We start from the raw sequence: 25,509 nt of genomic DNA on the forward strand, positions 1-25,509 counted from the left end.
CCACCGGCCCCCTTTCTCATGCGGCGTAGACCTGCCGGCCGTCGACCCAGGTGCCGGCCACCGACGCCGACGCGATCTCGGCGGCCGGCGCGGTGAACGGGTCCCGGTCGAGCACCACCAGGTCGGCCCGGTTGCCGGGGCGGATCGTGCCGGTGTCGTCGAGCCGGTTCACGTACGCCGACCCGGCCGTGTACGCGGCGAGCGCGGTGGCCAGGTCGAGCCGCTGCTCCGGCAGGAACGGCGGGTAGTCCTCGCCCTGGTGCACCCGGTTCACCGCGACGTGGATGGCCTGCAACGGGTCGGGTGTGCTGACCGGCCAGTCGCTGCCGGCCGCCAGGTGCGCCCCGGACCGCCACAGGTCACCGAACGGGTACTGCCGCCCGGCCAGCGCCGGATCCAGGAACGGGATGGTCAGGTCGTCCATCTGCGGCTCGTGTGACGCCCAGTAGGCCTGGAGGTTCGCGGTCGCGCCGAGCTGCCGGAACCGGGGCACGTCGTCCGGATGCACCACCTGCAGGTGGGCCAGGTGCGGCCGGGTGTCGGTGAAGCCGTTCGCCGACCGGGCCGCCGCGACCGCGTCCAGCCCGTCCCGCACGGCCCGGTCACCGAGGGCGTGGAAGTGCACCTGGAACCCGAGCGCGTCCAGCTTGGTGACGTACGTCCGCAGCGCCGCCGGCTCGATGAACGACAGCCCGGTGTTGCCGGTCGTGCAGCCGCAGCCGTCCCGGTACGGCTCGGTCATCGCGGCCGTGAAGTTCTCCGCCACCCCGTCCAGCATCAGCTTGACGCTGTCGCAGCGCAGCCGGCCCACGGTGAGCCGCTCCCGGTTGGCGACGATCTCCGGGATCTGCTCGGGCCCACGGTCGCGGTCCCACCAGAGCGCGCCGACCACGGTCGCGGTCAGCCAGCCCTCGGACGCGGCGGCCAGGTAGGCGTCGGACACCTCCGGGTAGCCGTTGGTCGCGCACACCATGGCGTCCTGCCAGGCGGTCACCCCGAGCGAGTGCAGCAGTTGCTGGGCCCGCTTGAGCCCGGCGATCCGGTCGGCCGTGGTCACCTCCGGCAGTAGCGGCGTGACCAGCTCCATCGCCCCCTCCTGGAGGCCGCCGGCCGGGCTGCCGTCGGGGTTGCGGTCGATCCGCCCGTGCGCCGGGTCGGGGGTGTCGCCGGTGATCCCGGCCAGCTCCAGCGCCCGGCTGTTCACCCACGCGCCGTGGTGGTCGCGGTTGGCCAGGAACACCGGCCGGTCCGGCACGATCCGGTCGAGCAGCTCCTTGGCCGGCACCCCGCCCGGGAACGTCTCCATCGACCAGCCGCCGCCGACGATCCATGCCACGTCCGGGTGATCTTCCGCGTAGGCGGCGACCCGGCGCAGGTACTCCTCGAGGTCGGTGGTCTCGGTCAGATCGCACTGGTTGAGTTCGACGCCGCCCATCACGGCGTGCACGTGCGCGTCCTGGAAGCCGGGCAGCAGCAGGCGCCCGGCCAGGTCCACCACCTCGGTGGACGGCCCGGTCAGCGCGCTCAGGTCGTGGCCGGTGGCGATGATCCGGCCGTCACGGACCGCTACCGCGGTGGCCGGTCCGCCACCGGCTGTGAACACCGGCCCTCCGGTGAAGAGCAGGTCGGCGTAGGGGTGGGACATCAGCGCATCCGATCTGTGCGGGAGGGTGGTCCGCCCATTCAATCGCGGATCGTTTGAAGGGCGGCAACCGCCACAACTATGGTGGGCGCATGGCGTCGACCCTTGTCGATCTAGAGCACCCGCCGTACCGGAACGAGGGGTTCTGCGCCGCGCTCGAACTGGCCGTCGCCGCGGGCCGTGAGCTGGGCCCGGAGTCCGCCGGCCGGGACGCCGGCCTGAGCGAGCGGGTCCAGCGTGCGGCGATCCTGCGGCTGCGCGCCGGCGCCACCGTCAACCCGGGGCTGCTGCCGCTGCTCGCCGAGGGGCGCTTCGCTGAGCCCGGTGACGACCAGCCGGACGCCGACGAGGTGTCGCGCGCTCTGGCCGTACCGGATGTGTTCTGTCTGATCTCTCCGCCCGGCGCCACGCGGGCCGTGACCGTTCTGGAGATCGTGCGCGAGGCCGCGGAACGCGGCGAGCGGGTGCTGCTCGCCGCGCCGACGCCGCCGGCGGTTGATGCCGTTCTGTCCCGGTTGCCGCCGGGGGCTCTGGTGATCCGTCCCGATCAGCCCGGCGCCGGCCCGGGCAGCCTCGCCGACGCGGCAGCAGGTGTTCAGCAGCGCATTCTCGCCCGTTCGCAGGCCGCCGCCCGGTCCCTGGAGCCCTGGCTCGGTGAGCCGTCGCCGGCGCTCGGCTGGTTGCGGCGGCTGACCACCGCGCTCGCTGAGGCGGCCGGGGCCCGCGAGCGCGCCGACCGCGCCGAGGCCCATCGGGCGGCGACCGCGGCGGCCGCGCGGGAGCGTCTAGGCGCCGCGTCCCGGGAGTCCGCGCAGGCTGCCGAGACGGCTCGGGTGGCTGCCGCGCAGGCCGCTGACCAGGTGGAACAGCTCACCGCCGGGTTGCGGCAGGCGGAAACCTCCAGGCTTCGCCGCTGGCGCGCGCCCAGGCTCCGGCGTCGGCTGGCCGAGGCGGTCCGGTCCGCCGCCGCGGCCCGCTCGCGGTCTTTCAACACCATGTCTTTGTACGAGCTACGCCTCCGACAATTGACGCAAGAGGTCCAGCAGGACAGCACCGTCCGTATGGCAGCCGACCGCTCCGCCTTCGCCGAGGTCGCCGCCCGGCGGGCGCTGGAGTCCGCGGAGCGCGCCGCCCACCACCTGACCCGCCTGCTGCCCGACGCTCTCACCCCGGCGTCGCCGGCCGGCCCAGCCTCCTCCCTGGCCGGCCCAGCATCCTCCCCGGCCGGCCCCGCCTCTTTGGCCGACGCCGCTTCTTTGGCCGACGCCGCTTCTCCGGCTGTGTCCGCGTCCCGGGCCCTGACCGACGTCGCCTCCTGGACCGCTGATCCGGCCGGTCTCGCCGCTCTCGCCGAGCGCTGTCACGAGCTGGAACCGGTGCTGCGCGCCCGTGGCGGTCTGCTGCGCGAGTGGCGGCAGCGGGCCGCCCGGCCGTCTCGGCAGCTGCACGCCGAGCTGCTGCGATACGCCGACGTGGTGGCCACCACCTGCCTCGGCGCGGGCCGGCCCGAGCACGGCGACCTGGAGTTCGACCTGCTCATCCTGCAGGACGCGGCCCGGGTGCCGGTGCCCGAGGCGCTGGTCGCGCTGGTCCGGGCCCGCCGGGCGGTGCTGGTCGGCGAGACCGGCCGCCCGCCGCTGCGCGACCCGGAGGTGGCCGGCGCCTGGGTGGCCGCCCGCTGCCCGTCCGGTGCCGACGCCGACGAGCTGACCGCCCTGCTCACCGGCAGTGTGTTCGAACGGGTCGCGGCCCGTGCCCCGGCCCGCAACCGGGCGGTGACAGGCTGGTGACACGCGCCGCGCACCTGCCGATGCGCGAGGTGGTCCGGCGGGTGGGCGCGCTGCCCGGGGTGCGGCCGGTGCGGTTCGTGCCGCTGCTGCTGCCGATGTGGGCGGTCGACGTGCTGGCCACCGTGCGGGAGGCCCAGCCGTACGACGTGTTCGACAGATACCTGACCCGGGCGCTGGCCGAGGCCGGGCTGTCCGGGATCGCCGAGCTGGCCACGTTCTTCGGGGTCGAGCCGGTGCTGGTGGACCGGACCGCCCGCTTCCTGGAGGGGCTCGGGCACGTGCGCCGGACCACCGGCGGGCTCACGCTGACCGAACTGGGCCGCCGCTCGATGACGGACGGCCGTCGCTACCGGCTGTCCCGGAACCGCCGCCTCACGTTGCTGTTCGACGGCGGCGCGGGGGAGCCGGTGCCATATGCGCACGCCACCCACGCGGTGTGGCTCCCCGAACCGGCGCTGACCCTCCCCGACGGAACCGCCTTCACCCCGATCACCGCTTCCGCTGGTCTGCCCGCCGAGGCGGTCGACCGGCTGCTGGCCCGGGACGACGTCGCCGACTTCACCGGGCCGGCGGTTCCGGTAGCGGTGGAGGCCTCCGCCCCGCGGCCGGTGTGGCTGCCGGTCTACCTGGTCGAGTGCGAGGACGAGCCGCTGGTCTTCGGCTGGGCCGTGGACGGGCCCGATCCGTACCTTCTGCAGGTTTATCGCGGTTGCGCTGGGGAATCACAACCTGACGTTACGCAGTGTGGGGACCGCCACGGTCCCTGACGGACCAGTCTGGTCCATAACGGTCTACGGTGGTCCCCATGCCCCGTCCCACGAAGCAGCAGATCGACGACGAGATCCTCGAGGCCGCGGCGCACCTGTTCGCCCGGCACGGGTTCAAGGAGACCTCGGTCCAGCGGATCGCGGACACGGTCGGCTACTCCAAAACCGGCCTGCTGCACCGCTTCCCGACCAAGGAGGCGCTCCAGACGGCTGTCATCGACCGCTGCGTGGAGCAGATCCAGGACACCGGCGCCGGGGTGGCCGCGCTGCCGACCGGCCCGGAGCGTGACCGGGTGGTCCTGACCGGCCTCGCCCACCTGGCCGTCGCCCAGCCCGGCATGGTCGCGCTGCTGCTCTCGTCGATGCTCGCCGAGCCGGAGAGCGACATCGGCAACTCGTGCGCGGTCCTCGGTCAGGCGCTGGCCGCCGCCTTCGGCGACGAACTCCACGGCGACACCGACCGGGCCCTGCGGATCACCGGAGCCCTCGGCGCGGTCGCGGTCGCCAGTCTCGCCCTCTGCGACCAGCTCACCGCAGACGCCCCGGCCCGCCTCGCCGAGATCGGCTACGACGCCCTCGGCCACTGACCACCCGCCCCACCCGCCTCCCGCTTCCCCGGCCGGTGCGCGCATCACCCGTACCACCTTGGTGTCCGATATTTCGGTTTTATTGCTAGAAAAGGACTCGTCATGGCAACGCTGCTGCACCGGCTCGGGCTGGCGTCAGTACGGCACCGTTTACTCGTCACGATCGCCTGGCTGGTCGCCCTCGTCGCGGTCGGCGTCGGCGCGGGCACCCTCTCCGGCGCCACCGCGAACAGCTTCAGCATTCCCGGCCAGGAGTCGACCACGGCCCTGTCGCTGATGAAGGAGAGGTTCGGTGACGCGTCCGCGGGCGCCACCGTCCAGGTGGTGTTCGAGGCGCCGGCCGGCCAGCGGATCACCGACCCGGCGAACGCCGCGAAGGTCACCGAGATCGTCGCCGGCCTCGGGAGACTGCCCGGCGTGGCGGCCGTCAGCAACCCGCTCGACCCGAAGTCGCCGACCGTCTCCCGGGACCAGGTGGCCGCGTACAGCTCGGTGACCTATCCGGTGCAGCCGTCCGAGGTCACCGACGAGCAGCGGGCGGCGATCACCGCCGCCGTCGACCAGGCCCGCTCCGGTGGCTTGACCGTCGAGGCCCGCGGCGAGGCGCTGAGCAACCCGGCCGACATCGGCGGCGCCTCCGAGATCCTTGGCGTGGTCGTCGCGCTGATCGTCCTGGCCCTGACCTACGGCTCTCTGGTCGCCGCCGGCATGAACCTGCTGACCGCGATCGCCGGCGTGGGCATCGGCGCGGCCGGCATCGTCACGCTGACCGGCTTCACCGAGTTGCAGTCGACCACCCCGATCCTGGCCGTCATGCTCGGCCTGGCCGTGGGCATCGACTACGCGCTGTTCATCGTCACCCGGTTCCGGCACGAGCTGCGCCGCGGGCTGTCCGTCGAGGCCGCCGCCGCGATGAGCGTCGGCACCGCCGGAGCGGCAGTCGTCACCGCCGGCCTGACCGTGGTGATCGCGCTGGCCGGCCTGTCCGTCGTCGGGATCCCGTTCCTCTCCGAGATGGGCATCGCCGCCGCGGCCACCATCGTGATCGCCGTCCTGGTCGCGATCACCCTGGTCCCGGCCATCCTCGGCTTCATCGGCCACCGGGCCCTGCCCCGCAAGCAGCGTTCCCTGCCGCCGGTCGCCGTCGGACCGTACGTCACCCCTGCTTCCGTCGCCGTTTCCTCGGCGGCTTCGGCCGGCCGCTCCTCCGCCGCTTCGGTCGGCGGCTCCTCCGCCGCTTCGGTCGGCGGCTTTTCCGCCGCTTCCGCCGGCGGCTCCTCCGCCGGTGACGATCTGCCGGCCGGGCGTGGTTTCATCCGTGGCTGGGCGCGGCTGGTCTCCGAGCAGCGCTGGCTCAGCCTGATCGGCGCGGTCGCGGTCCTCGCCGTCATCGCGATCCCGTTCTTCTCGATGAAGACCACCCTCGCCCAGCGCGCCGCCGAGGGCACCACCCAGGCCCGCGCCCAGGCGATCATCGACAGCCGGTTCGGCCCCGGCATCAGCAGCCCGCTGATCGTCCTGGTCGACGGCCCGAACGCGGCCGCTCACGCCACCGTGGTCCAGAAGCAGATCGCCACCCTGCCGGACGTGGCTCTGGCCCTGCCCGCCACCCCGAACCGCGACGGCTCGGCCGCGCTGGTCACGCTGATCCCGGCGTCCGGCCCCGAGGACCAGAAGACCGTCGACCTGGTCCACGCCATCCGTGACCAGGTCGACGACGCCGACGGCGCCCGCGTCTACGTCACCGGCAGCACCGCGGTCAGCATCGACGTCTCGCAGAAGCTCAACGACGCCCTCCCGGTCTACCTGGGCCTGGTCGTCGGCCTCGCGTTCGTGCTGCTGGTGCTGGTGTTCCGCTCACTGCTGGTCCCGGTCGTCGGCGTGCTCGGCTTCCTGCTGACGATCGGTGCCGCGTTCGGCGCCACGGTCGCCGTCTTCCAGTGGGGCTGGGCCGCCGACGCGGTGAACGCCGGCTCCACCGGCCCGATCCTCAGCCTGGCACCGATCATCATCGTCGGCATCCTGTTCGGCCTGGCCATGGACTACCAGGTCTTCCTGGTCTCCCGGATGCACGAGGCGCACGCCCACGGCGCCGACCCGAAACACGCGATCGTCACCGGTTTCCGCCAGGCCGCCCCGGTGGTGATCGCCGCCGCCACGATCATGTTCGCGGTGTTCGCGGCGTTCGTCCCGGAGGGCAACGACACCATCAAGCCGATCGCGTTCGCCCTGGCCGTGGGCATCGCCTTCGACGCCTTCGTGGTCCGGATGATCGCGGTCCCGGCCGCCCTGGCCCTGCTCGGCCACTCCGCCTGGTGGCTGCCGTCCTGGCTGCGCTGGCTCCCGGAGCTGGACGTGGAGGGCGCCGCCCTGGAACGCCGCCCACCGGCCGCCGACGACAACCTGGCTCCGTCCGATCAGGTCGCGGCAAGGGTCTGACATTCCGCGACCACCGGCCGTCGTTCACACACCCTTCGCGGTACGTGAACGACGGCCGGCCCGTTCGCACCGCGCGGGCACCGCAGTTTGCCCGTACGCATATTTCCTGCAAGATCCACCAGATTTCCGGGCATTTTCCGGGCCTTCCAGGGCGTTGAAAAATGGCGGGACAAGTCAAATTTTCCAGACCGTTAACCGCGCCGACAGGAGCAATTTATCTGTCGTCCACAAAGAACTTGCAGGCCAATAGTCGCAGCTCAGGCGACAAGCGAGAGGATCGACACGATTGTCGCGCCGGGAGGTTATTGGCCTACTTCGCATCGAAGTACACGGAATGGCAAATCGCCCCAGATTCAGGTGTGACCAATTCCACTATGAAGCTCTGAGCTCGTATTTTCCGTCACCCGGAGTGGATGCGTAATAGCTGGCCGGAAATCAAGATCTTGTGAATATCGATCACCGTGCCGCATGCTGCCGCAGCATCTGTGAGATCTAGTGGGGGACGGGGCTCACTATGAGGCGGCGTCTTGCTGTCGTCACCGCGCTTGCCGTGGGTTTGTCGCTGGGCGTGCCGCCGGAGGTGGTGCCGTCGAACGGTGGCTGGCCCCTGTCCGGACTGTTCGCGCCGCTGCTACAGGTTCCGGCGCTGGCCGCAGTCACCGGGCTGCCCGTTCAGGAACGGGCCGGCGACGCGAGCGACGTCGACCACTATGTGTCCAGCGGTGAGACCACCGCCGACGGTGGCGCCGGCAAGGTTCCGGACCGCGGTGCGGGCGTGGCCGATCCGGCGCCGCCGGCGAGCGCGGAGACACCGGCGTTCACCACGCCGACGAAGCCCGGCGACGAGACCAGCTTCAACGAGCTGACCAGCGAGCGCCGGCCGGACCGGTCGGGCGCCACATACGACGAGTTCGAGAACGAGGACGGCTCGATCACCCGGCAGATCCACGACGGGCCGATCAACTACAAGGCGGCGGACGGCACCTACCAGCCGATCGACACCACCCTGACCGCCCGCGGGGACCGGATCGAGGCGGGCGCGAACTCGATCGACCTCACCCTGGCGGCGACCGGATCCGACGAGTCCGCCCCGGTGTCGCCGGAGCCCTCGGCGTCGCCGTCCGCACCGGCCGGCGACGGGCAGCGCGTCGAGTCGGCGGACGAGGCACTGGCGTCGCTGACCACTCCGGCCGGGCAGACGTTCGCCTACGACTTGGCGGGGGCCGCTGACGTGACCGCCGTCGTCGACGGCTCGAAGGCCACCTACCAGGACATCCTGCCGGGCACCGACCTGGAGTTGCAGGCCACCCGGAACGGCCTGAAGGAGACCATCGTCATCGACTCTCCGGCGGCCGGCAACGAGTGGCTGTTCCCGATGAAGCTGGACGGCCTGACCGCCCGTGAGCAGGCGGACGGATCGCTGGACCTGCTCGGAGCGGACGGTGCGGTGGCCCTGCGGGTGCCCGCCGGCTGGATGCAGGACTCGAAGATCGACCCGGTGTCGGGCGCGCCGGCCGAGTCCGCGGGCGTGCACTACGACCTGGTCACCGTGGACGGCGGACCGGCGCTGAAGGTGACCGCCGACGCGGCGTGGCTGAACGACCCGGCCCGGCAGTACCCGGTCCGGATCGACCCGTCGGTCGACTATCCGGAGACGACCACCGCCACCAACGACGTGTTCGTCGACAACTCCGAGGCGACGACCACGCACGCCGGCAGCGACAACCTGCCCGTCGGCACCTACGACAGCGGCACCACCAAGGCTCGGACGTTCCTCCACTTCGGCAACTTCAACACCGGCGACCTCAAGGGCGTGCAGGTCCGGTCGGCGAAGCTGGTCGCCTACCACACCTGGTCGTACAACTGCGCCAGCCACCTGCCGGTCTATGTGCACCGGGTCACCTCGGCCTGGACCGGCACCGACATCCAGTCCAAGGGCGGTTACCTGTGGACCGGTCCCACGTACACCACCCCGATCGCCTCGTGGACCATCGCGAACAACTACCCGGCCTGTGAGAACACCGGCAACGACCGGTCCAAGGGCGCCTGGCGTGCGGTGACGCTGCCGATCCGGACGTTCAATGGCTGGGCCTCCGGCACCATGCCGAACTTCGGGCTGGCGCTGACCGCCTCGGAGACCGACTCGACCGGCTGGAAGCGGTTCACCTCCCGTGACTACGGTGACGGCAGCTACGCCCCGTACCTCTCGCTCACCTACGACTTCAACGTGGACCCGCAGGTCAACGAGCAGTATCCGGCGTACGGCGCATCGGCGCAGACGCTGACGCCCGAGCTGGTGGCGGACGCGAACGACCCGGACAACTGGCCGAAGACGATGAAGTACCGGTTCATCGTGTACGCCAAGGACGGCAAGACCGAGCTGCGAAACTCGGACTGGATCACGAAGAAGTCGTGGACCGTCCCGGCCGGGACGCTGGTCTGGGGCGAGAACTACTACTGGAGCGTCCAGGTCGACGACAGCCTGGCGAACAACATCAAATATGCGGTGAAGCACCTGCTCACCACCCCGGTGCCGCAGCCCGCGATCACCTCCGCGCTGTCGCAGAACAGCGGCCAGGGCTTCGACCCGGCGATCGGCAACTACACCACGTCGGCACGGGACGCGATGGTCGCCACGGTCGGGCCGCCGCTGGAGGTCGCCCGGTCGTACAACAGCATCGACCCACGGACCGACCAGGCGTTCGGCGCGGGTTGGTCGAGCGTGCTGGACGCCGAAGTGGTGGAGAAGAAGGCGACCGTCGGCGGCAGCACAGCGGTGAACACCGCGGTCGTAACCTACCCGAACGGCCGCGAGGTGGCCTTCGGCCGTAACGCCGACGGCTCGTTCTACTCACCGGCGGGGCGTGCCTCCAACCTGAGGTTCATCAACTCGAGCGGCTACGAGCTGACCGAGAAGGACGGAACCACCTACGAGTTCAAGCAGAACAGCGCGGCCGGTCGATACACGATCTCGGCGATCCGGGACGTCAGTGGCAAGGCGCAGACCTTCACCTACACCGGCGGCCTGATCACCATGGTCACGGCGGCTTCCGGCCGTACCCTCGATGTCGCCTGGACCGGGTCGTCGCCGAACCGCGTCGCCTCGGTGGCCACCGACCCGGCGGTGGCCGGCGACCAGGGCACCGTCAACACCTGGACGTACGCCTACACCAGCGGAAAGCTGACCCGGGTGTGTCCCCCGACGAGCTCGGGCGAGTGCCATACCTACGAGCACAACGCGTCGACCTCGGCCTACCAGACCGCCGTCGCCAACGTGCGCCCGTACTCGTACTGGCGGCTCAACGAGACGTCCGGCGCCAAGGCCGAGAGCTCAGTGCTGGAGAACGGCGGCGCCGACGTCGGCACCTACAGCAACGTGACCCTGGGCCAGCCGGGTCCGCTGGCCGGATCGACCGCGACGGCGGCCGGCTTCAACGGCTCGTCCGCACACGTCCAGGTGCCGGCCCGGCTCGCCAGTGACGCCGGTAACCAGGCGATCAGTATGTGGTTCAAGACCACCGCGTCGGCCGGCCCGGGTGTCCTCTACGGACAGTCGCTGGAGGCCGACGCGGCGGCCGGCACCACCTACCAGCCGTACAACCCGACCCTGTATGTCGGAAGCGACGGCCGGCTGATGGGCGGCTTCCCGAAGGCCCCGCAACTGGCGACGTCGATCGGCCCACTGCAATCCGCCCGGCACGGCCAGTGCATCACCGCGCCCAGCACCACCGACGGCGTCGTCATCGTGATGCGAGCCTGTGCCGGCACGACCGACCAGTCCTTCGCCTGGACGTCGCAGCGGCAGCTGATGTTCACCATCGGCGGCGTGACCAAGTGCCTCGACACCGAGGACCACGACATCACCAACGGCACCGACGTGGTCGTCGGCACCTGCGACAGCTCGCAGGGCAACCAGAAGTGGGACGTGCAGGTCGACGGCCAGATCGTCAACGACAACTCGGGCGCCTGCATCACCCTCGAATCCGTCACGCCGGGCGGCAGCACCCACATCTGGACCTGCGACGCCAAGCGCTACACCACCCAGCTGTTCCCGTCCCGGGTCCGCAACCCGATGTCCTCCACAGCGACGGTGGCCGACGGCAACTGGCACCACGTGGTGCTGTCCGCGTCCGGCAACCGGCAGGAGCTGTACGTCGACGGTCAGCAGGTCGATTTCGAGACCGGCGTCACCGTGCAGGACATGAGCCCGTACAACTCGTACCTCGGCCGGGGTTTCCTCGGTGGTGGCTGGCCGAACCAGGCGATCGGCAACACGATCAGCAACCAGGGCTGGCTCGACCGGTTCACCGGGTCGATCGCCGAGGTGGCCTACTTCGACTCGGCCGTCGACAAGGCCGTGGTCGACACCCTGTGGGCCGCCCGCGACGCCGTCCAGCCGATGACCAAGGTGGTACGGCCCTCCGGCGGCGCCACCGCGACAGTCGGCTACGACGGCGGAACCGGCCGGGTAGCGGAGCTCACCGACGGCAACGGCGGCGTGTGGAAACCGAAGGCCCCGGTCCTCGGCGGCTCGACGAAGGTGTACGAGAGTGCCGTCCTCGGCGGTGCGCCCACCAACTACTGGCGGATGGCCGAGAGCGGTGTCACCGAGGCGGTGAACCAGGTCAACGGCAGTACGGCGTACTACAACTCGGTCCAGCTCGGCTCGGTGGACGGGCCGTTCGGGCCGGACCACGGCAAGGCGGCGTCGTTCAACGGCACCGGCGCCTACATGGGCCTGCCCACCGGCCTGGTGTCGGCCGGCCCGAGTTCGGTGTCGTTGTGGTTCAACACCACCAAGACCCGCAACGTCCTGATGGGTACGCGCTACAACACCGCCGATCCGGGGCAGTACGACACCCCGACCCTGTGGATCACGTCGGACGGCAGACTGCGCGCGCTGTCGCCGTCGAGCACACCGACCGGCCCGCTGAACTCGATGGGCGTCGCCGGTAAATGTGTCGACGTCGCCGGCAGCGCGACCGCCAACGGCACCGACATCCAGTCGTACACCTGCAACGGCACCGCCGCGCAGAACTGGTCATTGGTGCCGACCAGCTCGGACAACACCACCTTCACCGTTCAGGCCTTCGGCAAATGCATGGTGGCGTACGGCAACGGCACCACCAGTGGCACGGCGATCAAACTGTGGGACTGCGCCACCGCCCATCCCGCACACCAGTGGCGGGCTTCGTCGACGGGCGCACTGGTCAACGTGAACTCCGGTCTCTGCCTCGACGTCCCCTACCAGGCCGAGGGCACCAACCTCCAGCTGTACACCTGCAACCAGACCGGCCCGCAGACCTGGCGCCCGGCGCTCACCAGCAAGAACACGGTCAACGACGGCAAGTGGCACCACGCGGTGCTGACCACCGACGGCTACACCCAGACGCTGTACGTCGACGGAGTGAAGACCCAGTCGTCGACAGGCGCGAAGAAGCTCACCCCGGTGGCCCCGTACCACGCGCTCGGTCTCGGGTTCGTCGACCACTCGTACGGCAATTTCTGGGACGTCAACTCCTACACCAACGTGTACACCGGCAGCCTCGCTGAGGCGGCGTTCTACTCCTCGGTGCTCGACGAGCAGCAGGTGTCGTACCAGTTCAAGGCCCGCGACGCGGTGAAGTCGGCGCCGACCGGCCAGATCGAGTACACCGTCGAGGGCCCGGGCAACCACCTGACCACGACGGTCAACGACCTGATGTACGGGCGCAAGGTCGCCGACATCGACGCGCTGCGCAACGCGACCCGGTACGGCTACAGCGGCAAGGGCCACCTGCGTACCGTCACCGACCCCAACGGCAACATGACCATCAACGAGTACGACGTACGGGGCAACGTCGTCGCGGTCACCACCTGCCAGGACAGGTCCGCGAACCTGTGCTCCACCGTCTACTCGAGCTACTACCCGGACGCCACCACCGCCCAGCCGCCGGCGAGCATCCTCAACGACCGGCTGACCGAGGTCCGCGGACAGGGGTCGGCGTCGGCCACCGACAACACCTACCTCACCCGGTACACGTACGACGGCCTCGGCAACCGGACCAGCGAGACCGACGCGCTGGGCCGGAAGACGACGATCACCTACACGGACGGCACGACGGCCGGCTCCACCGGCGGTGGTTACGGCGCCGGCATCGCTCCGAAGAACCTGCCATGGCGGGTGGTCAAGCCCGGCGGGGGAGTGCAGACCATCCTGTACCACCCCAACGGTGACGTGGCCGAACAGCAGGACCCGTCCGGGGTGGTCACCCGATACGAGTACGACGGCCTCGGCCGCAAGACGGCGGAGATCGAGGTCGTCGGCGGGCAGGCCGGCCCCACCACCAGGTACACGCACGACCGCCTGGACCGGGTCGTGACGGTGACCGACCCGGAGGTGACGAACGAGGTCACCGGTTCCGCACACCGGGCCGTGACGACTGTGGAGTACAACGCCGACGGCCTGATCACCTCGGAGACGGTCGCCGACACCTCCGGCGGAGACGCGTTCCGGAAGGTCGGCTACGGCTACGACCAGTTCGGCCGCCGGACGTCGCAGACCGACGCGGAGAACAACGTCACCGAGTTCGAGTACGACGCGTACGGGCGGGTCACCGAGCAGACCAACGCCGACGGCAGCACGGTCAAGACCACCTTCGACCCGGTCGGCAACGAGCTCGACACCGTGGTGAAGAGCGGCCGGACCGACGGCGGGGACCTGACCGTACGGTCGCTGGCATACGACCCGGCCGGCCGGCTGGCGTCCGAGACCGACGCGATGGGCTGGGTCACCGGGTACACCTACACCGACAACAACCTGCTGCGGTCGGTGATCCGCCGGAATCCGGCGACCGGCGAGTCGTACGTGACGGAACAGAACTCGTACGACGCCGCGGGCAAGAAGATCACCCAGGTCACCGCCAACGGCCGGTCGAAGAGCACCGCCACCTACGACGCCGCCGGCCGTGCCCTGACCGCGACCGCCGAGGTGACCGACACCGACGGCGCCACCACCACGACGACCAGGCGGATCACCACCACCGAGTACTCGATCGAGGACGACGTCGTCAGCACCACACTGTCCGACGACACCTCGGTGCTCGGCCGGTCCGAGGCGACGTACGACCGGCTGGGCCGGGCTCGCCAGCAGACCACCTACCTGAGCAGCGCCCTGACACCGGCGCTGCGCTGGACGATGGACCAGACCGGTGGCTCGACCACGACCGACTCCACAGGCAACAACATCGGCGCTGTCGACGGCGCGGTCTCCTGGTCCACCGAGCGCGGCGGAGCGGCCTCCTTCACCGGCGGCGCCGGCTCGATCACCGGCCAACCTCCTGTCGACACGATGCGGCCGTACACCCTGTCGCTCTGGGCCAGGCTGGCCGCCACCACCGACGACCGGACCGTCGCGTCGATCGGCGGCGACATCGGCAGCCCCGCCCTCGAGATCCGCTTCGACAAGCTCTCCGGCTCCTGGCAGCTGGCGATGAACACGCGCCGGGCCGACGGCTCGACCACCGCGCCGGCCGGCACCTGGACCAGCGGCTCGGCGGCGACGGCCTGGCAGCACCTCACCGCCGTGGTCACCCCGGCGGCCACGCCCGGCGGCACGAGCACCGCCCAGCTGTACGTCGGTGGCGCGCTCAAGGGCACCATCACCACCACCGAGCAGCTCAGCAACCGCGCCACCGACCTGCGGATCAGTGGCTTCTCCGGTCTCGTCGACGACGTCCGGGCGTACCAGAAGGCTTTGAATCCGGGCGAGGTCGGCCAACTGGCTGCCGGCGCCGTGCCGGCCGCGGACGCCAAGGTCAGCCGCACCACCTTCGGTCTCACCCCGGATGGCTCGGTCACCTCGGTGACCGGGCCCAACGGCCACACCACCTATATCAAGAACGACGAGCTCGGCCGGGCCGTACGGACCACCACGCCACCGATCACCACCGTGAAGGGCGAGGGCGCCCCGACGACCTCGGTCGCCACGTCCCTGATCGGCTACAACACCTTCGGCGAGACCACCGAGCAGCAGGACCCGGACGGCAACGTCTCGGTCAACACGTACGACGCGCTCGGCCGGATGACCGAGCAGGAGTCCCCGGCCTACGATGCGCCCGGTTCGGGCCCGGTGATCAGGGCCACCAAGACAGTCGAATACGACGAGGTCGGACAAGTCGTCTCGACCACCGACCCGCTGGGCGCGACGACCGCCTACGAGTACGACACGCTCGGCCGCACCAGCTCGATCACCGCGCCGGACGGCGGTGTGACCCGTTACGAGTACAGCGACCTCGGCGACCTGCTGTCGTCCACCGACCCGAACGGCGCGACCACCGCATCCGTCTTCGACTACCTGGGCCGGACCCTGACCAGCACCTCCGCGGTACGGCAGACCGGCACCGGATACACCACCACGTACTCCTACGAGAACGGCAGCCCCTGGCCGACGACGGTTACCTCGGCCGGGGGCGTGGCAACCCGGGCCGCCTACAACAGCGCCGGTGAGCCCACCCGGATCACCGACGGCGCCGGCAACGTCACGAGGATGACCTACGACGGCGCCGGCCGGGCGGTCCGCACCACCGCGCCCGACGGCACCTACAGCACGGTCACCTACGACTTCGCCGGCCGGCAGACCGTGTCGGCCCAGTACACCGCGGCCGGTCAGCTGCTGCGCGACCAGTCGCAGGTCTATGACGTCGCCGGGCTGCCGACCAAGGTGGTCGACGCCCGGAAGACCACGAGGACGTTCGAGTACGACGTGCTCGGCCGGCTGATCTCGCAGCGGGAACCGGTCAACGGATCACACGCGATCGCGACGTCGTTCGGCTACGACGCGTCCGGCCGCCAGACCCGGTTCACCGACGGGCGCGGCAACAACTTCATCACCACGTACAACGCGTGGGGCCTGCCGGAATCCCAGATCGAGCCGGCCACCGCGGCGAACCCCGCCGACCGCACCTTCACCATGTCGTACGACGCGGCCGGCCGGATGATCCGCGCCGATTCGCCAGGCGGGGTGTCGGTCACCTCCGAGTACGACGTGATGGGCCGGCTCACCAGGACTTCCGGCGCCGGCGCGCAGGTCGCCACCGTGGACAGGACGTGGACGTACGACAAGGTCGGCCGGATGGAGTCGTTCACCGGCTCGGCCGGCACGAACACCATCGGGTACGACGACCGTGGCCTGGTCACCTCGGTGACCGGGGTCTCCGGGAACTCGTCATACACGTACAACTCCGACGGCGCCCTGGCCTCCCGGACCGACGCCGCCGGAACGACGTCGTACGGCTACGACACGGCGGGCCGCCCGCGCAAGGTGGAGAACGCGGCCGCCGGCGTGAACATGACCTACAGCTACGACACCATGTCGCGGGTCACGGCGATCAACTACCCGGGCACCGTCCGCACCCTCGGATACAACGGGTTGCAGCAGCTCACGTCGGACGAGTTGAAGACCTCGGCCGGCACCACCGTGGGCCGGATCGCCTACGAATGGAACCTCAACGACAGCCTGACCAAGAAGACGACGACCGGTTTCAGCGGCGCGTCGACGAACACCTACACCTACGACCTGGCCGACCGTCTGATCAGCTGGGACAACGGCACGACCCCGACGCTGTACGCCTACGACGACTCCGGCAACCGGGTGCAGGCCGGCACCCAGTCGTTCGTGTACGACGCACGCAACCAGCTGGTCTCCGACTCGTCCGGCGCCACGTACCAGTACTCGGCGCGGGGCACTCTGGTGTCGACGGTCACGGGTGGCCGGACGGTCGACACGGTGACCGACGCGTTCAACCAGGTGGTCCGTCAGGGCAGCCGTGGCGGTGGCTCGTCGTCGTACACCTACGACGGTCTGGGCCGGATGATCCAGCCCGACGTCACGTACACCGGCCTCGGCAACGACGTCGCCGCCGACGGCAGCACCGCCTACGTCCGGGACGTCGCAGGCAGCCTGGTGGCAGTCGCGTCCGGGGCCACGAAGCGCTACGCGTGGACCGACACCCACACCGATGTGGTCGGCGAGTTCACCGATTCCGGCGCCACCCTGGCCGGTTCGGTGTCCTACGACCCGTGGGGCAAGGTGCTGGCCCGGGCCGGAATGGTCGGGAAGCTGGGCTACCAGCAGGAGTGGACCGACCAGACGACCGGCCGGGTCAACATGTGGTCGCGCTGGTACGACCCGGAGACCGGCGCCTTCGACACCCGCGACACGGCGAACAACAGCCCGTCACCGGCGTCGGGTGCGGCGAACCGGTTCGCGTACGCCGAGGGCGACCCGATGTCGAACACCGACACCACGGGCAACGCCGTCGACGGCAAGTGCGGCGAGTACGACTACGCGTGCGAGGTGAAGAAGTACCAGGCCGCGTTGTCGTTGTTCGCTGCGGCGATGGAGCAGCGGGATCGGGACATGCTGGCGATCGGTACGGAGATCGCGATGCAGGAGGCCGAGTTCCTGCGGGCTGAGCGGGAGTCCCAGACGTCGTTGTTCGACATTCTGGTGCAGGTCGGTGTCGGGATGTTGCTGGACGTCATCGGTTACACCGCGTTGGAGGGTTGTCTGGGTGGCAGTCTGTGGGACTGTGCTGATCTGGCGTCGAATGCGCTGGGGCCGCTGAAGGCGCTGAAGATGGGTCGTTCGTTGATCCGGGCGGCGGAGAACGCGTTCGATGGTTACCGGATGTGGAAGCGGATCATCGACGGTGCGCAGTCGGCGTTGCGGCGAGCGTCGGATGCGATCAACACGGGCCGCAAGATGCTGGCCGATGTGATGAAGAAGGTTCCGAAGAAGCCGAAGCCGCCGAAGAAGAAAAAGAAGCCGGCCGCGAAGCCGAAGCCGAAACCCAAGCCGAAGCCGGAACCGAAGCCACAGCCGTCGAAGCAGGCGAAGCCGCAGAAGCCGAAGACGGAGCCGAAGAAGCAGGCGGCGGAGAAGAAGCCGGACAAGGAGGCGAAACCGGCGAAGGCGTCGCCGGTGAACAAGCAGTCGAAGCCGGAGAAGACCAAGCCGGAGGAGAAGCGTCCGATCTCGTCGGAGGACATCGCCGGTGAGGCGGCCGAGTTCTGCGAGGGCGAGGAGACGCACAGTTTCGCTCCGGACACCCGGGTGTTGATGGCCGACGGCAGCACCAGGCCGATCTCCGAGATCAACGTCGGTGATCAGGTTCAGGCGAAGGACCCGGTGACGGGTGAGTCGGGTGCGCGGCAGGTGACGTTGCTGCATCTCAACCGTGACCTGGAGCTGACTGACGTCACCGTGTCGGACCGGCCGGCCGCTGACAGCGACCGAACGGTGAACGAGGGCAAGGGCGACCGCAGCACCCGCGGCCCGACCGAGTCGTCCCTGCTGGAGACCACCGCTCATCACCCGTTCTGGGACGCCACCACCGGCACCTGGGTCAACGCCGCAGACCTGATCCCCGGCGAATCCACCCTGGTCGGCCCGGACGGCCAACTCCAGTACGTCACCGCAGTCCGAAACCACACCGGCGCCAAGGTGATGCACGACCTCACCGTCGCCAACATCCACACCTATTATGTAATTGCTGGCGATGAGCCGGTATTGGTCCACAACGTCGGTGGTCCGAATTTCGTCAATGTAGTTGGCGGCGATTCGTGTCCGAAAGTTGGGGCCTCAATCCGGGATATCAATCCATCGGGTGGGATGCAGAATTGTGTGCGTTGTTCCATTGAGACGGACAAACTGCTTTCCGGTCAATCCGCCTCCGAAGTTCCTGATGGCGGCCCCTTCTCTATTGCGGAAATAACCAATTACTCGGGGCGGCCGCTCCTCGAGCGTAAACTCGATGAAATCGTGAAGAGAATGCAGGACTTCGGAGAAGGCTCTCGAGGTATTGTCGTAGGGCTTCGGGGGCCGGGTGAAACTGGTCATGCGTTCAATGTTGTGAACCAGGGAGGGGTGATCAGATTCTTGGATGGGCAGGCTGGTGGTGTCGCAGACCTGGAGGACGGATACAAGTCCTTCCTTGTAACCTTCACACAGAAAGGCCGTGGCGATTGATAACGATTGAGGATGCTCGCAGCATTGCGGAGGCCTTCCTTGATGTAAATGTAAGAGAAAGATTCTCTTTCCAGATTGTCATCGTGGAGGCTTCTATTCGAGACGCTGGCAATGTCTGGGTTTTTCCATACGACGGGAAAGCGTATGTTGATCGGCATGACTGGCGGGAAGCGATGGCTGGCAATTCCCCCGTTGTCGTCGACAAGGAGACAGGGAAGGCCAATTTTGGAAAATAGCTGATCGTGGCGGTTGCTGCCTCGCGTCGGCATGATTGGCCGGAACCTGACTCACATGTATTCGTTTGGTGAAGCTTATTTTGGGTCTTGTGGCCGAGCGGCGTTGGCGGCTTTTGCTCCGAACCAGGGCTACGGTAGGGCGGTATGGCCGGCTGAGAACCCGGAAATCCGGTGATCTGAGACAGCGACGCCTCCACCGGCTCTTCGCCGCAGGCGCGCTCGACGTGCTCACTGCGGATGTCACTCCACCGCGAGTAGCTGGTCATGGCCTGCCGATCCGCTGGCGCCAGCCGACAATCGGTTGGCGGTTGGCGTACGTTGTGCGTACGCTCGCAGGATGAGTGCTAAGGCGGAACGGCTGCATCTGCGGGTGGACGCCGAACAGAAGGCTTTGTTGGAGGCGGCGAGCCAGGCAGCGGGTGCGAGTGTTTCGACCTTCGTCCTGAAGGCGGCCACCGACGCGGCTGCCGACGTGCTGGCTGACCGGCGGGTGTTCCTGCTCGATGAAGATGCGTGGCGCGCGTTCGACGAAGCGTTGGAGCGGCCCGCCCAGGAGGTCGGCGGCCTGCGGGAACTGCTGACGTCTCCGACGGTCCTCGACGATTCGGGTGAGGCGCATTCGGGTGAGGCGCAGCGGTGAGTTCGCGCTTCTCCCCGGTCGAGCCGTTGTCGGCCGCGCACGCGGTGACCGGCTTCGACTGCGGTTCGACGACCCAGTCCGTCTGGCTGGCCGAGCATGCCCTGCAGGCGCACCGTGCCGGACTGTCCCGGGTGTATGTCGTCGGTGACGCCAGTGACCCGGACCGGCGAGTGCTCGGCTACTACGCGATCGCCGCCGGCAGTGTCGCTCCGGCTGACGCTTCTCCACGGTTGAGGCAGGGTGCCGGGCGCTATCACCAGCCCGTGGTGATCCTCACCCGGCTCGGCGTCGACCGGACGGCCCAGGGCGCCGGCCTTGGACGCGCCCTGGTGGTCGATGCGCTGCGACGGATAGCGTCCGCAGCCGAAGTCATCGGTGTGCGGGCAGTCCTCATTCATTGCGAGACCGAAGCGGCCCGGGACTTCTATCTGCGCCTGGCCAAGTTCGAACCGAGTCCTACCGACCCGATGCACCTACTGCTGTTGATGAAGGACCTGCGCCGGGCGCTCGCCGGGTAGAGCAGGCTGCCTGATGGCGAAAAGGGGAGCGCGGCCCTGGCGGAGCCGCGCTCCCCGCCCCTCTCAGGGGGTCGAGACGGTGGAGGTGGTGCGGGCGACCACCTCCACCGAGTCCAGGGTGAGCAGCTGGGTCTCGGAAGCGGTCAGGCGGGCGCGGGCCTCCACCGGGACCGACACCGGGGAGCCGGCCGCCAGCGGCAGCAGGTGCAGGGTCACCTGGGCGCCGGAGACGTAACCGGCGTCGGTCAGGTTGACCGTCCACACCGCGCCGTCCCAGTAGCGGTCGGTCACCGTGTGGCCGTCGATGCGGAGTTCGCCGATGTCGCCGGCCCACGTGATGTGCAGCAGCGGGTCCCGGGACGGGTCGGCGGCGAAATCCGGCAGGTGCAGGCGGTAGACGGCGGCCAGCTCGTCCAGTGTCTCCGGGGCGGGCGCGGACGGGCGGCCGTCGTGTTTGCCGTAGCTGACCGGGACCGTGGGGGCGGCCGGGCGCAACTGCTCGACGGTCACCGGCTGGAGCTCCGGCGCCGTGGACTGGGGAACGGCCAGCTCGGTGAAGGCTGCGGTTGTGCGGTCGTACAGCCGTACAGCTGCGGGTTTGGAAGCCTTGACGGTGAGGGTGCCGGCCGCGTCCCATTGCAGTTCGTCGTCGGTGAGCAGCAGGCGGCGGTCGCCGTCCTCGGTGACCCAGGCCGAACCGGCCGCCGAGGCCGGGAGGACGAGCACGTCGAGGCCGCCGAAACGGACCGGGGTCAGGCCCGGCGTCAGGATCTGAACGTTTCCGGACACCGCGATTTCCACGTCGATGCCGGGCTCGGCGACCAGGACGAGGGTGGGAACGTCGCCGGGCAGCAGGGTGAGCGCCGACGCGGTGGCGTAGGTGACCGTCGTGCCGCCCGCGGTGAGGTTGAGCGGCCAGCGGGCCAGCGTGCCCGGCGGAATGTCGATGGGCTTCGACGGCAGCTCGATCTCGCCGTCGGCCAGGGCGACCTTGAACCGGGCGCCACGGTAGGCGGGCAGCGGGAAGTGCGGCTGGTGCCAGGAGAGGAACAGGAATCCGCTCTCTCCGTCGCTGCGCAGCGCCCACCGCAGGGTGCTGGTGTCCTCGACGTCGGCCGGGCGGACGTCCGGAAGGCTGGACGGCATCTCCGCCAGACGGTGGCCGAAAGCGGACAGGAACGCGTGCTGGCGGCGCAGTTCGGCGTGGCTGGGGGCGAGTGTTCCGGCCTCGCCGATCGGGGCGTGGAAGTCGTAGCCGAGCCGGGCGATGTCGTTGGGGTATCCGGTGGCGTGCGATTCGTGCAGGTCGGGGCCGGGGTTGGTGCCACCGGCGTACATGTAGTAGCCCTGCCACGCCGACCCGTTGCCGATCTTGCAGTGGGCGATGGCGGCCACGTCGAGTGCCGCCGGGCGGGGGCGCCTGTGGTATGCGGTGGCCATGCCGCCGCCTAGCTCGCAGGTCGCGGCCGGGAACTCGTCGGACGGGGTGCGCGGGCCGCCGGATGCGGCCTCGATCGCCTGCGCGCGCCGCACGTCGGCGCCGATGCCCGCGTCGTCCCACACGTGCGAGAAGAAGTAGTGGTCGCGGAACGTCGGGTCCCAGGGCGCGTCGGCATCCACCCAGAAGCCGTCACCGTAACCGCCGTACAGCGGCAGCACCTCGTCTGCGGGCAGGTCGGCGCCGCCCCATGCGGTGGCCGTCCAGAGCGGCGCGGCCATGCCCGCCTCGCGGGCCAGGCGCTTGAGCGTGACCAGGTGTTGTGGCTGGTCGTAGAGCTCGTTCTCCAGCTGGATGCCGATGATCTTGCCGAACCGGTCGCCGACCGCGGCGGCGATCTCGGCGAACCATCCGGCGACCAGCTCCAGGTAGCCGGGGTCGTCGGTGCGGTGCCGGACCGGGGCGTGCTGCACCCAGTCGGGGAAGCCGCCGTTGCGGGACTCGCCGTGGCACCAGGGGCCGATCCGGAGCACCACGTCGAGACCGATCTCGACGGCCAGGTCGACGAACGCGGCCACGTCGAGGTTGCCGTCGAAGCGGGTCGCGCCGCGCTGCGGGGTGTGGTGCAGCCAGAAGACGTAGGTGGCGACCACGGTGACGCCGCCGGCCTTCATCTGCCGCAGCCGTTCCGCCCAGCGCTCGCGGGGGACCCGGCTGTAGTGCAGTTCGCCGGAGACCGGGATGACCGGAACGCCGTCGCGGCTCAGGTAGCGGTTGGTCAGCGCGAGGCCGGGCCGCACGTCCTCGTCGTTGCTCATCCGCGGCCGGCGCAGCGGAGTCGCCCAGGCTTGGTGGCGAACGGAGAGCGGCTCGGGCCACAACATGGGATCACTCCTTGCGGTGTTGACTGTAACCGGTCACAGGCCGGCGAGCCCGAACGATACACAGGCGTAACGGGTGGGACGCAAGGGCTTGACACAAGGCCGTAACACCAGCACTGTAACCGGTCACAGGGGCTGACCGGAGCACACGCTTCCCGGCTGGTCCCCGTCCCCGGCTTCCGTATCCCGGCCAAGCCGATCAAGGAGGATCGATGAAGATTAAATTCGCCCCGCTCATGGCGGCTCTGACCGCAGCGGCCCTTTTCACCACCACCGCGTGCAGCAGCTCGGACTCCGGCACGGAGAACCAGAGCGACCCGAACGAGAAGGTCGCCCTGACCTACTGGACCTGGGCGCCGAACATGGACAAGGTCGCCGCCGCCTGGAACGCCAAGAACCCGAACATCCAGGTGACCGTCAACAAGCAGGACGGCGGCGACCCGGCCGTCACCAAGCTGCTGACCGCGATCAAGGCCGGCTCCGGCGCGCCGGACATCATGCAGGCCGAGTACCAGAAGATCCCCACCCTGGTCTCCTCGGACGCGATCGCCGACATCTCCGCCGAGGTCGGCTCGGTCAAGGACAAGTTCCCGGCCGGCATCTGGAACGGCGTGACCCTGGGCTCCGACGCCGTCTACGGCGTCCCGCAGGACTCCGGCCCGCTGATGTTCTTCTACCGCTCCGACGTCTTCGAGAAGAACGGCCTCGCCGCCCCGAAGACCTGGGACGACTACGCCGCCGCCGCTGAGAAGATCCACAAGGCGGACCCGAAGCAGTACCTGGGCACCTTCTCGGCGACCGACGCGGGCCTGTTCACCGGTCTCGCCCAGCAGGCCGGCGCCTCCTGGTGGGGCGTGAACGGGGACGCCTGGACCGTCAACATCAACGACGCCGCCACGCAGAAGGTCGCGGCGTACTGGGGTGGACTGGTCGAGAAGGGCGTCATCGACAACAAGCCGATGTACACCCCGGAGTGGAACGCCGCCCTCAACGACGGCACCCAGGTCGGCTGGGTCAGCGCGGTCTGGGCGCCCGGCGTCCTGGACGGCTCGGCCAAGGACACCAAGGGCAAGTGGAAGGCCGCCATCATGCCGCAGTGGGACGCGGCGGCTCCGGCGACCGGCGCGTGGGGCGGCTCGGCCACCAGCGTGACCACCCAGACCAAGCACAAGAAGCAGGCCGCCCAGTTCGTGTCGTGGCTGAACAGCGACCCCGAGGCGCTCAAGCTGCTCGCCACCGAGGCCTTCGTCTACCCGGCCGCGAACGAGTCGACGAGCATCCTGACCAGCCCGCCGTCCTTCTTCGCCGACCAGCCCGACTTCTACACGATCGCCGCCGAGGCGTCCAAGGCGATGAAGCCGTTCACCTACGGTCCGAACGTGAACGTCGCCTACAGCGCGTTCAACGACGCCTTCGGCAAGGCCGCCGAGTCGAAGAAGGCCTCCGCCTTCACCGAGTCGCTGGTCACCATGCAGAAGACCACCGTCGACGACATGAAGAACACCGGGTTCACCGTCACCGGATGAGTGCGAGTTCCGGGCGGGCGGCCCCCTGGCCCGCCCGGATCGTTCGGAAAGGAAATTCGGCGATGTCGTTGACCACCACCGCCCCGAGAAAGACCGCGGCCGCCCCGGCCGCGGCGCCCCGGCGACGTGCCGGAAGGAAGGCCGGGACACCGTACGCCTTCCTCGCCCCCGCGCTGATCCTGTTCACCGCGTTCCTGGCCGCGCCGATCGTCTATGCCGGCTACCTGAGCCTGCACAAGGTCAAGGTCAGCGGCCTCGGTCTGGGCGCCAAGTCCCGCACCGAGATCTGGGCCGGGTTCGACAACTACGTCAGGTCGCTGACCGACCCCGACTTCCTGCCCAGCGTGTACCGGGTCGGGGCGTACGGCCTGATCGTCGTGCCGACCATGCTCGGTCTGGCCCTGCTGTTCGCGCTGCTGCTGGACGCGAACCGGACCCGGGAGGCGGTCGGCAAGTTCGCCCGGATCTCGATCTTCCTGCCGTACGCGGTGCCGGCCGTGGTCGCGTCGCTGCTCTGGGGTTTCCTGTACCTGCCCCGGGTCAGCCCGATCAACGACGCCATCGAGGCGCTCGGCTTCACCGCGCCGAACCTGCTCTCCAGCAGCCTGACCCTGTGGGCGGTGGCGAACATCGCGGTCTGGGGCGGCACCGGCTTCAACATGATCGTCATCTACACGGCGCTGCGGGCGGTCCCGACCAGCCTGTACGAGTCGGCGCGGATCGACGGCGCGTCCGAGCTGGCGATCGCCTGGCGGATCAAGATCCCGATCGTGATGCCGTCGCTGGTGATGACCTTCGTGTTCTCGCTGATCGCGACGTTGCAGGTGTTCGCCGAGCCGATGACGCTGAAGCCACTCGCGAACACCATCTCGACCACGTGGACGCCGCTGATGAAGGTCTACCGGGACGCGTTCGCCCGCAACGACCTCTACGCGGCCGCCGCCACCTCGGTGATCATCGCGCTCGCCACGTTCATCCTGTCCTTCGGCTTCCTCAAGCTCGTCGGGCGCCGGGCCTTCAACCAGGAGGACTGAC

12 protein-coding genes are annotated in these 25,509 nt (G+C 69.4%); 10 read left to right on the plus strand and 2 right to left on the minus strand.

Features of this window, described 5'->3' with window-relative positions:
• Nucleotides 1–16: 16 nt before the first annotated feature.
• Nucleotides 17–1,645 carry an amidohydrolase gene (locus AB0E94_RS45805; protein ID WP_360340651.1) on the minus strand — a complete coding sequence of 543 codons (1,629 nt, stop codon included), beginning with the start codon at nt 1,643–1,645 and terminating at the stop codon, nt 17–19.
• A gap of 89 nt (nt 1,646–1,734) precedes the next feature.
• Here AB0E94_RS45805 and AB0E94_RS45810 point away from each other — a divergent pair, with 89 nt between their 5' ends.
• From AB0E94_RS45810 to AB0E94_RS45845, 8 genes are all read left to right on the plus strand, one after another.
• The gene (locus AB0E94_RS45810) at nt 1,735–3,432 is read left to right on the plus strand and encodes an AAA domain-containing protein (RefSeq protein ID WP_360340654.1); all 1,698 of its coding nucleotides are present in this window, start codon (nt 1,735–1,737) and stop codon (nt 3,430–3,432) included.
• A complete protein-coding gene (locus AB0E94_RS45815; protein ID WP_360340657.1) occupies nt 3,429–4,199 on the plus strand; it encodes a hypothetical protein in 771 nt (256 codons plus the stop codon). Before AB0E94_RS45810 ends, AB0E94_RS45815 begins: the two co-directional genes overlap by 4 nt.
• A gap of 38 nt (nt 4,200–4,237) precedes the next feature.
• Nucleotides 4,238–4,786 carry a TetR/AcrR family transcriptional regulator gene (locus AB0E94_RS45820; RefSeq protein WP_360340660.1) on the plus strand — a complete coding sequence of 183 codons (549 nt, stop codon included), beginning with the start codon at nt 4,238–4,240 and terminating at the stop codon, nt 4,784–4,786.
• Nucleotides 4,787–4,888: 102 nt separating this feature from the next.
• Entirely contained in the window at nt 4,889–7,225 is a 2,337-nt protein-coding gene (locus tag AB0E94_RS45825) for an MMPL family transporter (protein WP_360340663.1), read from the plus strand.
• A gap of 514 nt (nt 7,226–7,739) precedes the next feature.
• A complete protein-coding gene (locus AB0E94_RS45830; RefSeq protein WP_360340666.1) occupies nt 7,740–19,235 on the plus strand; it encodes a ricin-type beta-trefoil lectin domain protein in 11,496 nt (3,831 codons plus the stop codon).
• Nucleotides 19,232–19,471 (plus strand): YrhB domain-containing protein, encoded by a 240-nt coding sequence (locus tag AB0E94_RS45835; RefSeq protein ID WP_360340669.1) that lies wholly within the window; start codon nt 19,232–19,234, stop codon nt 19,469–19,471. The genes AB0E94_RS45830 and AB0E94_RS45835 overlap by 4 nt, the downstream gene beginning before the upstream one ends.
• A gap of 337 nt (nt 19,472–19,808) precedes the next feature.
• The gene (locus AB0E94_RS45840) at nt 19,809–20,111 is read left to right on the plus strand and encodes a DUF1778 domain-containing protein (RefSeq protein ID WP_360340672.1); all 303 of its coding nucleotides are present in this window, start codon (nt 19,809–19,811) and stop codon (nt 20,109–20,111) included.
• The gene (locus tag AB0E94_RS45845) at nt 20,108–20,629 is read left to right on the plus strand and encodes a GNAT family N-acetyltransferase (RefSeq protein ID WP_360340675.1); all 522 of its coding nucleotides are present in this window, start codon (nt 20,108–20,110) and stop codon (nt 20,627–20,629) included. The genes AB0E94_RS45840 and AB0E94_RS45845 overlap by 4 nt, the downstream gene beginning before the upstream one ends.
• A 63-nt stretch (nt 20,630–20,692) precedes the next feature.
• Here AB0E94_RS45845 and AB0E94_RS45850 read toward each other — a convergent pair whose 3' ends face one another.
• Entirely contained in the window at nt 20,693–22,951 is a 2,259-nt protein-coding gene (locus AB0E94_RS45850; protein ID WP_360340678.1) for a beta-galactosidase, read from the minus strand.
• Nucleotides 22,952–23,160: 209 nt separating this feature from the next.
• Between AB0E94_RS45850 and AB0E94_RS45855 the strand changes: the two genes are divergently transcribed.
• Nucleotides 23,161–24,474: an extracellular solute-binding protein gene (locus AB0E94_RS45855; RefSeq protein ID WP_360340681.1), complete on the plus strand. Its 1,314-nt coding sequence runs from the start codon at nt 23,161–23,163 to the stop codon at nt 24,472–24,474.
• A 62-nt stretch (nt 24,475–24,536) separates the two neighbouring features.
• Nucleotides 24,537–25,508, plus strand: coding sequence for a sugar ABC transporter permease (locus tag AB0E94_RS45860; RefSeq protein ID WP_360340684.1), 972 nt, complete (start codon nt 24,537–24,539; stop codon nt 25,506–25,508).
• Nucleotide 25,509: the final 1 nt, after the last annotated feature.

Origin of the sequence: Actinoplanes sp. NPDC026670 (genome assembly GCF_040638175.1) — a bacterium.
Lineage (GTDB): Bacteria > Actinomycetota > Actinomycetes > Mycobacteriales > Micromonosporaceae > Actinoplanes.